Genomic DNA, 12,934 nt, shown 5'->3' with positions numbered 1-12,934 from the left:
AGGCCCGCGCCACCGGCCGCCGAGCCCCGCCCGTCCGCGCCGAAGCCCCACCGAGAACGGGGCGAGGACGGGCGGGACAGCGCGGGACGAGCCGGGACGGGGCGGCCCCGTTCAGGCTCCGGGCGTCGTGCCCGACGGCCCCGGTCCGAACCGTGCCCGCACCGCCCGTGAGCGGGAGGCCCCGTCCAGCAGCAGCACCGACGCGGCCTCGGGCGTGGGCGTCGCGCCGTCGCCGCGGGCGTGCCGGGTGAGCGAGGCGACGAGGCGGTCGAGGCCGCGCCGATGGCGGGCGAAGGCTCGGCGGGGCGCCCACCGGCCGCGGGCCTGCTGCCCGGCCAGGGCGGTGGCGGCGCCGACGTCGAGCAGGACGAGGTGCAGCTCGCGTCCCTGGCGGGCGGCGGAGCGGGCGAGCCAGCGGCGCATCCACGCCCGGCTGCCGCAGTCGTGGACCAGCAGCGGTCCGCCGCGGGAGACCGACCGGCGGAGCAGCCGGACGTGCTCCAGCCGTGCCCACGGCCGGTAGACGCCGTACGGCAGGCGCGCGGGCATGACGGCGGCGCAGGCCTCGTGGACGGCCCTCGGGTCGACGGTGGCGGCCGACGGCGCCCCGGCGGACCACCGGCGCAGCAACGTGCTCTTGCCGCTCCCGGGCAGGCCGGAGACGACCACAACGGCGTCGCCCGGGTACTCGACGGCGAACGGCTCGCCGGCTTCGCCGCGCAGGTCGACCGGCCCGCGCGGTGCCATCGTCACGCCCACGCCCACACCCGCCGCCGGCGTCGGCCCCGTCCGGCTTCCGGTCCGCGGCCGGACCGCCGTCGGGCCACCCGCGCCGGTCGACCCGTCCACGGTGCTCACCGGCGCTCTCCCGGGAGGCCCCCGCCGTCGGGCCGGGGAGACGGGGGTGCCCCCGCCCTCAGCGTGGCGGCGGGTCCTCGGCCCGGATCCGGGGAGCGGCGGAGCGGACGCCGGGACCGTGGACGGACCGCGTCGCCGGTCGGGGCCGCCGGTGGGACTGCCGTGCCTGTGGGGTGTTCCATGATCCTGACCTCAACGCTGCTCGAAGCATCCTGCCCGCCGGGCAGGCGGACGGACTGTACGCCCATCGAGGGCCGGCACGTCCTCGCGTGGCGATCGCACGCCGAATTCGGGCCGAGGAACGGGAACCCGCCCCGGCGAACCGGCCGAGGGCGCGCGTCCGTACCCGCAGGACGGGAGGAATCCCCGACCTGGAGGGCAGGAAGGGTGCCGGCCCTCCCGTCCGTGCCCGACCCGGCACGATAACAATCCACAACAGTCCACGTCGGAGGCCGGGTCCCCGGTTCCGGCAACGTGCCGCGGGCCTGCCCCACGAAGCCGGTGCGGTCCGCCGGACCGGCCACCGACGGACCGGCCACGGACCGGCGCCTCCGCCACGACGGCCCGGACATACCGGGCAGGCGCGCTCCATGGTGGTGGCCGACATGATGGTCCATCAGCTCACCGACCCGCTCGGCACGGTGAGCGGCGGGACGACCGGGGCCGGGCTCGGCACGGCGCTGCCGGCGACCGGCCTTCGGCGCGGCGACGGCGTCACCGTCCTGGCCGGGAACCGCCCCGAGGCGGTGCTGGTGCGGGTGGCGGCCAACCTGATCGGCTGCCGGGTCGCGATGCTCCACACCGACCGCCCGGTGGCGGACCAGATCGCGTTGGCCGAGTCGGCGGGAACGGCGGCGTTCGTCTTCGGTCCCGCGCGGTTCGGCGCGGCCGCCGCGCGGATCGGGGCCGAACTGCCCTCGGCCGAACTGCTGGCGCTCGGACCGACCGGCCCGGGCACGGACCTGCTGGAGCCGGCCGCGCCGCTGCCGGCCGAGCCGGTGGCGCCTCGGTTCCGGCCCGAGGACGCGATGGCGGTCCGGTTCACCGGAGGGTCGACCGGGCGGCCGAAGGGGGGCCTGCGCCGGTCCGTCCGCCCGCCGCGGCCGGAGCTGGTGGCCGCCACGGTGCGGACGCCCACCGCGATGCAGGGCTACTGACGTGACCCGGAGCTGACCGCCAGGGTCCTCCGCAACGGCCTGCCGGACACCGGCGACCCGGGCGGTCTGGACGGGGCCGGCTACCTGACGGTGGCGGGGCGGCGCGATTCGATGGCAATCGTGGACGCGCACAACGTGTTCCCCCCCGACGTCGAGGAACCGCTGCTGGCGCACCCCACGGTACGGACGGCGGTCATGTTCGCCGCGACCGGACCGGACCGGCTCCAGCGGGCGCACGCCGCCGTGACCGTGCTGCCGGGCAGCGGGGTGACGGCTGAGCAGCTGCACCGGTGGGTGCGGGACCGGCGCGGGCCGCTCTGCGACCCGGCGACGATCCTGGTCCTGCCGGACATCCTCCCCACCGGGACCGGCAAGCCGGACCTCGGGGCCCTGCGGGCGCCGGCCGTCCCACCAGGGGCGCACGCGCCGGAATAGTGCGCCGCCCGCGCTTCGACCGCCCGCGCACGCCGCCGTTCGCGCGGCGGACGCGATGCGGAACCGCCCGTGAACACTCGACCTGGCGGGCCGGTCTGCCGATATCCCCGGCGGTACCCTTCGCGCCGCCCTCCAGGAGGCACCTTCCGTGACCTGGCTCCGCGTCCTGACCGCGCTCGGCATCCTCGCCGTGGCGGCCAGCGCCCTGATCGTCTTCGCCCTCTGCACAGCCGCGGCCCGGGGCGACCGCACCGACCGCGGCGCCCCCCGGGGCGGTCTCCGCGAGGACGCCGAGCAGTCCGGACTGATCCGGCGCACGGGCGGGGAGAGCTGACCACCGGTCCGGCCCCCGCCGGGTGACCTCCGGCAGGCACCTCCGCCGACCGTCACCCTCGGTGGCAGCGCCCGGGCACCCGGTACGCCGCCCGGTACGCCGCCCGTTCGGCGTCGACACGAGGACACAAGGTGTCCTAAGGTGAACGACGTGTCCTTCGTCGATCCTCCGGCGCACGACACCGACGCGCCGCACGCCCGGCGGCGCGCCGCACCCCGGCGTCCCCGACGGACCCGGTGTCCCCGCACGAAGGAGAAGCACCGTCATGGCCGAGACCCTGACCGCCGCCAAGGCGGACCTGGTCGACCTCGCACACCGCAGGATGCAGAGCGCCATCCCCGACAACGACTGGACCGTCCGCCAGAAGCTCGCGCTCACCTGCCGGATCCTCTTCGACGCCGGCCACGACTCCGGCCTGGCCGGTCAGATCACCGCCCGCGCCGAGCGGCCCGGCACCTACTACACCCAGCAACTCGGTCTCGGCTTCGACGAGATCACCGAGTCCAACCTGCTCCTGGTGGACGAGGACCTCAACGTCCTCGAAGGCGGGGGCATGGCCAACCCGGCCAACCGCTTCCACAGCTGGGTGTACCGGGCCCGCCCGGACGTCAACTGCATCATCCACACCCACCCGCTGCACATCTCCGCACTGTCGATGCTGGAGACCCCGCTGGTCGTCTCCCACATGGACCTCTGCCCGCTGTACGACGACTGCGCGTTCCTCGAGAAGTGGCCCGGTATCCCGGTCGGCAACGAGGAGGGCGAGCTCATCTCGGCCGCGCTCGGCGACAAGCGGGCGCTGCTCCTGGCCCACCACGGACAGTTGGTGGCCACGGGCACCGTCGAGGAGTCCTGCACCCTCGCCGTGCTCTTCGAACGGGCGGCCCGGCTCCAGCTGCTGGCCTCCGCGGCCGGCCGGATCCAGGAGATACCGGAGCTGCTCGCCCGCGAGGCCCACGACTGGACCTCCACCCCCAAGCGGGGCCAGGCCAACTTCGCCTACTACGCCCGGCGCGCCCTGCGGGCCGGCCACGGCGACGCACTCGTCCCGCCCGGCTCCCCCCACACCCACGACGCCCACGACACGAACGGCGGTGCCTGAGATGACGAGCCTCACCCTGGAAGGGATCATCGCCTACCCGGTGACCCCGTTCGCCGCCGGTGACGGCGGCGTGGACACCGACGCTCTCGCCGCTCTCGTCGACCGCCTGATCGTCTCCGGCGTCCACGCCGTCGCACCGCTCGGCTCGACCGGCGAGAGCGCCTACCTCGACGACCAGGAGTGGTACACCGCCGCCGAGACCGCGCTGGCGGCGGTGGCCGGACGGGTGCCCTCGGTCGTCGGCGTCGCGGACCTCACCACCCGCAACGCGGTCCGGCGCGCCCGCTTCGCCGAACAGGCGGGCGCGGACGCGGTGATGGTGCTGCCGGTGTCGTACTGGAAGCTGGACGAACGCGAGGTGGTCCGGCACTTCACCACGGTGGCCGAGGCCGTCTCCGTGCCGGTGATGATCTACAACAACCCCGCCACCAGCGGGATCGACCTCTCCCCCGAGCTGATGGTCTCCCTCGTCGACCGGGTGGAGAACATCACCATGGTGAAGGAGAGCAGCGGCGACGTGCAGCGGATGCACCGGCTCTCCCAACTCACCGACGGCGCCCTGCCGTTCTACAACGGCAGCAACCCGCTGGCGCTGGAGGCGTTCGCCGCCGGCGCGGCCGGCTGGTGCACCGCGGCGCCGTGCCTGATCCCCGAACCGGTGCTGGAGCTCTACCGTGCCGTCCGGGCCGGCGAGCTGGACACCGCCCGCAAGGTGTTCTACCGCCAGCTGCCGGTCCTGGAGTTCATCCTGCGCGGCGGCCTGCCCACCACCGTCAAGGCCGGCCTGGCGCTGCGCGGACTGGACGTCGGCACGCCGCGCCGCCCGCTGCTGCCGCTGGACGAGGAGCGGACCGGCCGGCTGGCCGAGCTGCTCGCGGCGGTCGGCTGACGCCCGTCGCCCCCCGGGACCCGTCCCCGGGACCTCGCGTGAGGGCCGTCGCGTCAGGGTCCTCGTATATCAGGGTCCTCGCGTCAGGGTCCTCGCGTCAGGGCAGGGTGGGAACGCGGTCCGCCGGGCCGGCCGGGTCGTCGTGGATCACCACGAGGACCGCGGCCGGCCCGGCGCCGGTGGAGCGGCAACGGTGCGGCAGCGCCGAGTTGAAGTAGACGCTGTCGCCCGGCTCCAGCCGCACGGTCTGCTCCGGGAACTCCAGCTCGACCGTCCCCTCGTGGACGAAGAGGAACTCCTCGCCCGCGTGGGACTTGAACGGCGAGTCACCCAGCTCGGTCGGCGGGTGCATCATGAACGGCACCATCTGCTTGCCGGTCAGCCCGGTCGCGATGCCCTCGTAGTGCGGGGTCCCCGGGCCGGTGCCCCCCGCCATCGGCGTCCGCTCGCCGGCCCGCACCACGGTCACCAGCTCGGGCTCCACCTCGTCCGAGAACAGCCGGCTGACGTCCACGTCCAGCGCGTGCGCGAGCTTGAGCGCGGTGGAGATCGACGGGTCGCTGAGGCCGCGCTCCACCTTGGACAGGTAGCTCTTGGTCACCCCGACCTTGGCCGCCAACGCCTCCAGGCTGAGCCGGTTCTGCTTCCTCAGCACCCGCACCCGGCTGCTCATCGCGCCACCTCTCGCCCCGGAACGTCCCGGTCCAGTATCCCATCCGCGCCCGCCGCGCCTCCACCGCGCCCGCGCCGCGGCCCTCAGTGCCCTTCGAGGTCGTCCGGGCGGACGGAGATGTGGTCGGGAGCGAGCTCCACGGCCACCCGGTGCTCCATGCCGAGCGCCTCCAGGAACTTCGCCGGCAACTGCACCCGGCCGGTGCGGTCCAGCATCACGTACTCGGTCTCGTTCACCGACTCCTCGCCATGCTCGTCGGTGAGCGTCCGGCGGAGCACCTCGCTGCTGGTCCGGCCGTCGCGGATCGCGACGGTGCGCCGCACCTCGCCGGCCACCATCGGGTCGTGGGTGACGATCACGACCGTGGCGCCGAGGTCCCGGTTGACGGTGCGGAAGGCCTCGAAGATGCTCGCCCCGGTGTCCGAGTCGAGCTCACCGGTCGGCTCGTCGGCGAGCAGCACGGGCGGGTTGTTGGCCATGCCGACCGCGATGGCGACCCGCTGCTGCTGGCCGCCGGACATCTCGGAGGGGCGCCGGTGGGCGAGGTCGCCGATCTCCAGGGCCTCCAGCAGTTCGGCGACCCGGGCCGCCTGGCGGCGGGAGGCGCTCCGGGTGGAGCGGCTGCCGCTCAGCTGCATCGGCAGGGCGATGTTCTCGGCGGCGGTGAGGAAGGGCAGCAGGTTGCGGGCGGTCTGCTGCCAGATGAAGCCGACCACCTCGCGGCGGTAGCGCAGGCGCTCGCGGGCCGACATCTCCAGCAGGTCGCACCCCGCCACCGTCGCGGTTCCGGCGGTCGGCACGTCGAGGCCCGCCAGGATGGTGAGCAGCGTGGACTTGCCACTGCCGGAGGCGCCGACCAGGGCGACCAGGTCGCCCTTCCGGATGGTCAGTTCCAGGCCCTGGAGGGCCTGCACCTCGACGCCCTGGGCGCTGAAGATGCGGACCAGGCGGTCGCAGACGATGGCCGCGTCCGCATCTCCGAAGGCCTTCGGCGCGGCGGCGGCACGCGCCCGTTCCTGCAGTTCCTGGAAGGTGGGGACCGGGACGGCCGTCTGTTCCTGGGCGCTGTTGTTCACCGCTGCACTCCTCTCGTCGACGCTGTGCTTCTGTCGCGGTCGCACTGTCGTGCTTCCGTCGTGTGCCGGACCGGGACGCTCATTGCTGGTCCCCCGCCCGGAGTTCGGTGGCGATCTGGCGGCGGCCGGAGACCAGTGCCTCCGCGACCACGCCCGCCGAGACGAGGGCCGCGAGGCCGACCGTCTGGAGCAGGACCGGCGGGACGGCGACCGGCAGGCCGGCCGGGATCGCCGCGCCGACCAGGGTGGACAGGTCGAACGCCGGGCCGAGCAGGGCGACCGCGGCGACCGCGACCAGCCCGCCGCCGACTGCCGCGACCAGCGTCTGCGGCAGGGTCTCCACCAGGATCAGGAAGAGGCCCTGGCGGGGGCGCAGGCCCATCGTCCGCAGCCGGGCCAGCAGGGCGGCCCGTTCGGGCGCGGCCCGTACGAGGGTCAGCAGGACCGCGAGCAGGGCGAGCACCCCGGCGCCGAGCACGGCGACCCAGAACAGCCGCTCGGCGGACTCCTGGAGCGGATCGTCGCCGAGCTCGGCGACCACGCCCGCACCGGTGCGCACCGTGTACCCGGCGGGCAGTGCGTCCTTCTCGGCCGTCGAGCCGGTGACCCGGCCCTTGGTCGCCGTGGCGGCGATCAGTTCGCGCACCAGCCGCTTCAGCTCGGCCTCGTCGACGGAGCCGGCGGCGAACCAGAGGTTGGGGCGGCCGAGTTCCGGTGCGCGGGCGACGGCCGGCGCGGCGGGGAGGACGACGAACATGCGGCCGTCGCCCTGGAGGGCGGGCGTGCCGTCGACGGTCCCGACCGCCCCGACGAGCAGTTCGCCGCCGCCGGGCAGCCGGAGCCGGTGCCCGGTGGCGTCCCCGGCCAGCTTCTCGGCGAGGGCGGTGGAGACCAGCGCCGGCAACGGGGCGTCGGGGCCCTCGGATCCGCCGGCCAGGACGGCCGGGTCGAACGCGCCGTGGCCGAGCGAGCGGGAGATCGCCGCGTACGCGACCGGATCGGCGACCACGGCGGAGATCCGGGTGGAGCCGCTGCCCGTGCCGAGCAGGAACACCTCGGTGTCGGACCAGACCGGGGCGGCGTCCCGGACCCCGGGGAGCGCGGCCGCCGCGGCGGCGAAGGCGGGCGTGACGTTGACGCCGATCGGGAGCAGGACCGAGGCGTCGCCGCCTACGGTGAGCCGGGCGGCACGGGTCCGGGCCGACTCGACGGCGTCGAGGACGGTGGCCCCGAAACCGGCGGTGGTGACGGCGAGCAGGAGGGCGAGCAGCGGCAGGACGGAGGGTCGCGGCCGGGTGTCGGTACCGCGGGCGGCGCGGGCCAGCCCGAGGAAGCCGACCACGCCGGGCCGCCGGCCCGCGGCCCTGGCGAGGGCCCCGACCAGCAGCGGCTGGATCCGGGCCAGCACCAACCCACCGGTGAGGGCGAGCAGCAGCGGCGATGCGACCAGCAGCGGGTCCAGGCCGTCGCCGACGGGCGCGACACCGCGCCGCCGGACCTCAGCCACGGCCGCCACGGTGAGGGCCAGCACGGCGAGTTCGCCGACCAGCCGGCGCCGGGCGCCGGCGGCGCGGGGCCGCGACCAGAGGAGTGCGGCGCGGACCGGGAGGGCGAGCAGGGTGAACAGGCCGACGCCGAGCGCGGCCAGGACGGCTCCGCCCCAGCGCGGGGTGGGCAGCAGCCACAGGGCCAGCGCCGTCGCCAGCGCGGCGGCGGGCAGCACGGTGACGGCGCCCTCGCCCAGCAGCCGTCTCGTCACACCGCCGCGCGAGCCGCCGCGGGCCTGGAGCAGCCGGAGTTCGGCCGTACGCCGGTCGGAGGTCAGCGCGGCGGCCAGACAGAGCACCACCGCACCGACCCCGGCCAGACCGGCCGGGCCGAGCGCGGCGAGCGGGGCGACGGCCTGCTGCCGGGCGGTGGCCTGGGTGAACAGCTGCGGCAGCTGGGAGTTGATCCGCAGGTCCGGGTGGTGGGTGGCGGCCATCAGCGCGGTCGCGGTGGGACCCGTGAGGTAGGAGGCGATCTCCTGCTGGACCCGGGGCAGTTGGTCGGCGCGCAGGCGGTCGACGTCGAGCGGCAACCGCCAGAAGTCCTGGGCGCCGGTCTCCCAGCCGTCGACCCGGTCGAGGGCGCCCCCGGCGACCATGCCGGTGACCCGCCAGTAGGCGTCCGGGAACTTGCCCGTGGTGTAGGCCAGGCAGGCGTGCACGGGGCAGGGCAGCTCGGTCCAGTACGGGTCCTCCGGGGCCGGGGCGGTGAAGAACCCGACGACCTCGGCCTGGGGTGCCTGGCCGGTGACGGACTCCGTGGTCCGGAGTACGTCACCGAGGTGGATGCCGACGGTGTCCGCGGCGTTCTTGCTGATCGCGATCCGCACGGGGGCGCCCTGCGGGCCGACCTCCGGCCAGCGGCCCTCGACCAGCGTGGTGCGGTCGCCGAGGCCGTTCACGTAGAGCAGGTCCATCATCGGGAGGACGCCCTCGGGCATCGCGAGCCCCGGGTTGGCCAGGGTGCGGGGCTTGCCGCTGCGCGCGCCGTAGACCGGGCCGCCCGGGGCGACGCCGAAGGTCTTACCGGTGTGGGCGGTCAGCTGCGCGGCGGCGGCGTCGAGGTCCTTGGCTCCCCCGCTCAGGCGCGAGGTGGCGAACAGGCTGGTCGCGGCGGGGCCGCGGTCCTTCAGGAACTCGCGCAGCCCCTGGTCGGCCGTCCGGTCCAGGATCCTGGGGAAGGCGGCGGCCAGAAAGACGGTGCCGAAGGCCAGTGCCGCGGTGAGCAGGGCGGCGAGCGGCGTCGCCCGCAGCCTGGTGCGCACCCAGGGCGCGGGGCGGTGGGCGGCCGAGGGGAGGGCGGTCGCCCTGCCCGTGCCGTCCGTTCCGGTCGGGCTGGTCACATCTCCTCCATGTTCCGGAGCCGTTGGGCCACGTCCCGGCGCCGGCGGCCGCCGAGGAGGGCCGAGAGCAGCGGGACGGCGGCGATCACGACGGCCAGGAGCACCGCGGTGCCGACCGGCAGGTCGACCACGGCCTCCGGGACGGGACGGCGGGCCGCCGGGGTGAGCACCACGAGCGGCACGATGAGGTGGACGATCAGGGCGCCGAGGCCGAGTCCGACGAGGCTGCCGAGGCCCACCAGGACGGCCTGTTCGGAGGCCGCGGTGCGAACCAGACGGCGCCTCGGCGTACCGAGGGCGAGCAGCAGCGCGAACTCACGGGACCGTTCGCCCGCCGCGGCGGCCGAGGCGGCGCCGAAGCCGATCGCGGCGAGCACCGTGGTGACGACCGCGATGGCCGCGAGCGCGTTCTGCGGGGCGGCGCTGAGCGGGTCGCCGGTCAGTGCGGCGGCGACCTCCTCGCGCAGTTTCAGGTCCGGCGTGCCGGGGGCGGCGCGCAGGGCGGCGGCGGCCCCGGCGGGTGCCGGGTCGTCGGAGCCGGTGGCCGGCAGCCACCATTCGGCGGGGACGGGGGTCTCCCGGCCCTCGGCGGCGAGCGCCCGGCTGACGGTGGCGAGGTCCAGCAGGAGGGACTTGTCGCCGACGACCGGCAGGGACTCGACGACCGCGCTGATCCGCACCCGCAGGACGGTGGGGCCGACGGGCACCCGGACGGTCTCGCCGACGGCCCCGCCGTTGGCGGTCAGGAAGCCCCGGGTGGCGACGCCGGCGACCTCCTGCGGCGTGCCCGCCGCGGCGGCTCCGGCCGCAGCCGCCGCGACCGGCGTGTAGACGCCCCGGACGCTGCCGGAGGCCCCGTTGACCGGGCGGTAGCGCACCTTGAACAGTTGCTGGGCGTCGGCCCCTCCGAGGCGGCCCTCGGTGGCGAGGACGCCGCTGACCGCGGAGCCGGTGGGGGCCCAGGTCAGACCGGCCGGGACCTCGGCGGGCGCGGCGGGAGCGTCCGCCGCGTCGGCGGCGGAGATCCGGCGGACGGTCAGCTCCCCACCGTCCCGGACGTCCGCGGAGACGATCAGCCCCACGACCGAGAGCGGTGCGGACGCCGTGCTGAGCGGGGCGTCCGTCAGGGCGCGCAGGTCGGCGGTGGCGCGGCCCTCGCCCGAGGCGGGGACCCCGATGAGGGGGGCCTGGAAGGTGAGGCCGTAGCGGTCGCGCAGCAGCACCCAGACCTCCGGTCGGCCCTTGGACGGTATGACGTAGCTGTCGCGCGGGTTCTCGGCCTGCTCCCTGGGCACGAACGTGACGTCGGCGTCGATCCGTTGCGGTCGGCCGGGCAGCGGTACTCCGGCCGCCGCCCCGGTGGGCGCGGCCTGGGCCAGGGGGTCGAACAGCGTGTGCGGGTCCTGGTTCTCCAGGAGGTCGGAGCGGACCGGCACGCGGTCGGCGAAACCGGCGGCGTCCAGGATGAGCACCTGCCCGTAGCCGTTGTCGGGGAGCGACTGCTCCTGCCGGACGACCGGGAGGACCCGGTCTCCTCCGGGCAGGGCGCTGTAGCGGCTGCCCTGGCCCATCGGAGCGGTCTTGGAGTTGTAGATCCTCAGCCCGCCGGCGGTGGTGAAGCTCGCCTGGTCCTGCTGGGAGGTGTTCCAGGTGGCGTGCTGGCCGAGTGCCAGGACGCCGGTGGAGACACCGAGGACGAGGAGGAGGACCGGCCCGCTGGCGCGGCCGGGCCGGCGGGCCAGCTGCCAGCCGACCAGGGCGGGCGCCAGGCCGCGACCGCGGGCGGCCAGCCGGGCACCGAGCCGGGCGGCCAGCGGCAGCAGCCGCAGCGCCAGGAGGGTGCCGGCGCAGAGCGCGAGGGTGGGGGTGGCGACCAGGACCGGGTCCAGGCCGAGCCGGCCGTCGGAGTCCGGGGACAACCCGCCGCTGTACTGCGAGAGTTGGTGGTAGGCGAGCACGGCCAGGGCGAGCAGGGCGAGGTCGGCGCCGGACCGGGCGGCGCCGGAGGCCAGGGCCTGGCGGCGGCCGGCCCGGCGCAGCACGGCCGCCCCGGCGCCGCGCAGCACGGCGGGTACGGCGGCGAGCAGGACGCAGCCGAGCGCGCAGAGGACCGAGACCGGCCAGAGCGTCCAGCTGAGACCGGTGTCCAGCGGCACCCGGCGCAGCGGCCCGAAGCCGCCCAGGACGCGGAGCAGCGGCGGGGTGAGCAGGGGGGCGAGCAGCGCGGCGGGCAGGGCGAGCAGCGTCGCTTCCAGGGCGGTGAAGGCGCCGAGCCGGGCGCCGGACGCACCACGGGCGGCGAGCAGGGCGTTCTCGGACTGCTGACGGGTCGCGATCAGGTGGACGACCAGTAGCAGGGCGGCGGCGGCGAGGACGATCAGCTGCAGGGCGCCGATCAGCAGGGTCGACCGGGCGACCAGCGCGCTGGACTCCAGTTCGTCGAGCAGGTCGGGGAGTTCGCTCCGGGCGATCAGGCCGCCGTTCTTCGCGAGCTCGTCGCCCAGCCCGGCGGCCCGGGCGCGCAGGGCGTCGACGGTGGCGGGGGCGGTGCCGGCGAAGTCGGCGTCGAGCAGCCAGCTGCGGCCGTTCTGCGGGACGCCGGCGGCGGTGAAGACACTGTCGTCGACCAGCAGGGGGCCGTAGGTGGTGAAGCCGCCGGCCTGGATCTCGCGCCCTTGCAGCGGATCGAGCCGCCAGTAGAGGTCGGTGGCGTCGGTGGCGCGGTAGAGGCCGGTGATCCGCACGGTGAGCGGCGCGCCGCCGTAGCGGTCGGCGAGCCGGACGTCCGCGGGCAGCGCCTCGGCGGTGAGGCCCAGCCGGGTCAGGACGGTCTGCGGCACGGCCGCCTGGACGGGGCCGCCCGCGCCGCCGGCGGTGGCGACGGCGGGCAGGGTGCCGGCGAGCACGGTGACGCGCTCCCGGTCGAGGGTGGCGAGGAGGGTGAGGTCCGCTTCCTTGCCCCCGGACTGGCCGGTCGGCTGGCCGGTGGCCTGGCCGCTCGGCTGCCCGGTGGCCGCACTGCTCGGCCGGCTGCCTGACGGGCTGCCCGACTGCGTGTCCGGCAGCCCGTAGGAGCGGCTGCGGGCCAGGCTGTGGACGGTGGTGGGGAGTTCGCCGAAGAGGGCGCGGTTGTAGTCCGCGACCGCCGTCTCGTCCTTGGCCCGCTTGTCCAAGCCGTGCTCGGAGTTGACCACCACCGTGGTCCGCGGGTGGCCCGCGCCCTGGAGCGCCTGGCGCTGACCGACCTCACCCACGGTGCGCTGGAACGCCACCAGTGCGGTGAGCACCGCCGTCGTGATCAGTACGGTGAGCAGCGCCGCACTGGCCAGGGGCAGTCGCCCGCGCAAACGGCGCACGACAAAGCCGAGCATCCTGATTCCTCCCCCGGTCCATCATGGTCCCCGCGCCGCTGCCCCTACGGGCAGACTTGTCCCATTACGCGGATGGGCGCCCTCGGCGCACCGATACGGTGATCACCGGCACTTGATCACCGGATAGCGGACGATGCTGTCAGATCCGG

10 protein-coding genes are annotated in these 12,934 nt (G+C 75.7%); 5 read left to right on the top strand and 5 right to left on the bottom strand.

The features are described from left to right. Positions 1 to 111: 111 nt before the first annotated feature. On the bottom strand, positions 112 to 747 hold the full coding sequence (locus PUR56_RS25065) for an AAA family ATPase (RefSeq protein ID WP_329875823.1): 636 nt from the start codon (positions 745 to 747) through the stop codon (positions 112 to 114). 716 nt (positions 748 to 1,463) lie between these two features. On the opposite strand from PUR56_RS25065, the gene PUR56_RS25060 reads away from it, so the two are divergent. From PUR56_RS25060 to PUR56_RS25040, 5 genes are all read left to right on the top strand, one after another. After that, entirely contained in the window at positions 1,464 to 2,015 is a 552-nt protein-coding gene (locus PUR56_RS25060) for an AMP-binding protein (RefSeq protein WP_329950557.1), read from the top strand. A gap of 120 nt (positions 2,016 to 2,135) precedes the next feature. Beyond that, a complete protein-coding gene (locus PUR56_RS25055) occupies positions 2,136 to 2,450 on the top strand; it encodes an AMP-binding enzyme (RefSeq protein ID WP_329950556.1) in 315 nt (104 codons plus the stop codon). Positions 2,451 to 2,598: 148 nt separating this feature from the next. Beyond that, positions 2,599 to 2,784: a hypothetical protein gene (locus PUR56_RS25050; protein WP_329950555.1), complete on the top strand. Its 186-nt coding sequence runs from the start codon at positions 2,599 to 2,601 to the stop codon at positions 2,782 to 2,784. A gap of 265 nt (positions 2,785 to 3,049) precedes the next feature. Beyond that, positions 3,050 to 3,886: an aldolase gene (locus PUR56_RS25045; protein WP_329950554.1), complete on the top strand. Its 837-nt coding sequence runs from the start codon at positions 3,050 to 3,052 to the stop codon at positions 3,884 to 3,886. Between the two features lies 1 nt (position 3,887). Further along, complete coding sequence (locus PUR56_RS25040) at positions 3,888 to 4,775, top strand: dihydrodipicolinate synthase family protein (protein ID WP_329875735.1); 888 nt, start codon at positions 3,888 to 3,890, stop codon at positions 4,773 to 4,775. A 97-nt stretch (positions 4,776 to 4,872) separates the two neighbouring features. On the opposite strand, the gene PUR56_RS25035 is transcribed toward PUR56_RS25040, so the two are convergent. The 4 genes from PUR56_RS25035 to PUR56_RS25020 all read right to left on the bottom strand — a co-directional run bounded on the left by PUR56_RS25035 (position 4,873) and on the right by PUR56_RS25020 (position 12,785). Continuing rightward, positions 4,873 to 5,448 (bottom strand): helix-turn-helix domain-containing protein, encoded by a 576-nt coding sequence (locus PUR56_RS25035; RefSeq protein WP_329875733.1) that lies wholly within the window; start codon positions 5,446 to 5,448, stop codon positions 4,873 to 4,875. A gap of 83 nt (positions 5,449 to 5,531) precedes the next feature. Next, positions 5,532 to 6,524, bottom strand: coding sequence for an ABC transporter ATP-binding protein (locus tag PUR56_RS25030; protein ID WP_443034558.1), 993 nt, complete (start codon positions 6,522 to 6,524; stop codon positions 5,532 to 5,534). Between the two features lie 79 nt (positions 6,525 to 6,603). Then, a complete protein-coding gene (locus PUR56_RS25025; RefSeq protein WP_329950553.1) occupies positions 6,604 to 9,414 on the bottom strand; it encodes an FtsX-like permease family protein in 2,811 nt (936 codons plus the stop codon). After that, a complete protein-coding gene (locus tag PUR56_RS25020; RefSeq protein WP_329950552.1) occupies positions 9,411 to 12,785 on the bottom strand; it encodes an FtsX-like permease family protein in 3,375 nt (1,124 codons plus the stop codon). The genes PUR56_RS25025 and PUR56_RS25020 overlap by 4 nt, the downstream gene beginning before the upstream one ends. Between the last annotated feature and the right edge of the window lie 149 nt (positions 12,786 to 12,934).

This window comes from Streptomyces sp. BE303 (assembly GCF_036290945.1).
GTDB lineage: Bacteria > Actinomycetota > Actinomycetes > Streptomycetales > Streptomycetaceae > Kitasatospora.
Note: the sequence above shows the minus strand (reverse complement) of the source record. Positions and strands in the feature narration are given on the sequence as shown.

Coding starts and splice junctions, on each gene's coding strand:
- PUR56_RS25065 (WP_329875823.1), bottom strand. CDS start 747: ATGGCACCGCGCGGGCCGGTCGACCTGCGCGGCGAAGCCGGCGAGCCG.
- PUR56_RS25060 (WP_329950557.1), top strand. CDS start 1,464: ATGATGGTCCATCAGCTCACCGACCCGCTCGGCACGGTGAGCGGCGGG.
- PUR56_RS25045 (WP_329950554.1), top strand. CDS start 3,050: ATGGCCGAGACCCTGACCGCCGCCAAGGCGGACCTGGTCGACCTCGCA.
- PUR56_RS25040 (WP_329875735.1), top strand. CDS start 3,888: ATGACGAGCCTCACCCTGGAAGGGATCATCGCCTACCCGGTGACCCCG.
- PUR56_RS25035 (WP_329875733.1), bottom strand. CDS start 5,448: ATGAGCAGCCGGGTGCGGGTGCTGAGGAAGCAGAACCGGCTCAGCCTG.
- PUR56_RS25020 (WP_329950552.1), bottom strand. CDS start 12,785: ATGCTCGGCTTTGTCGTGCGCCGTTTGCGCGGGCGACTGCCCCTGGCC.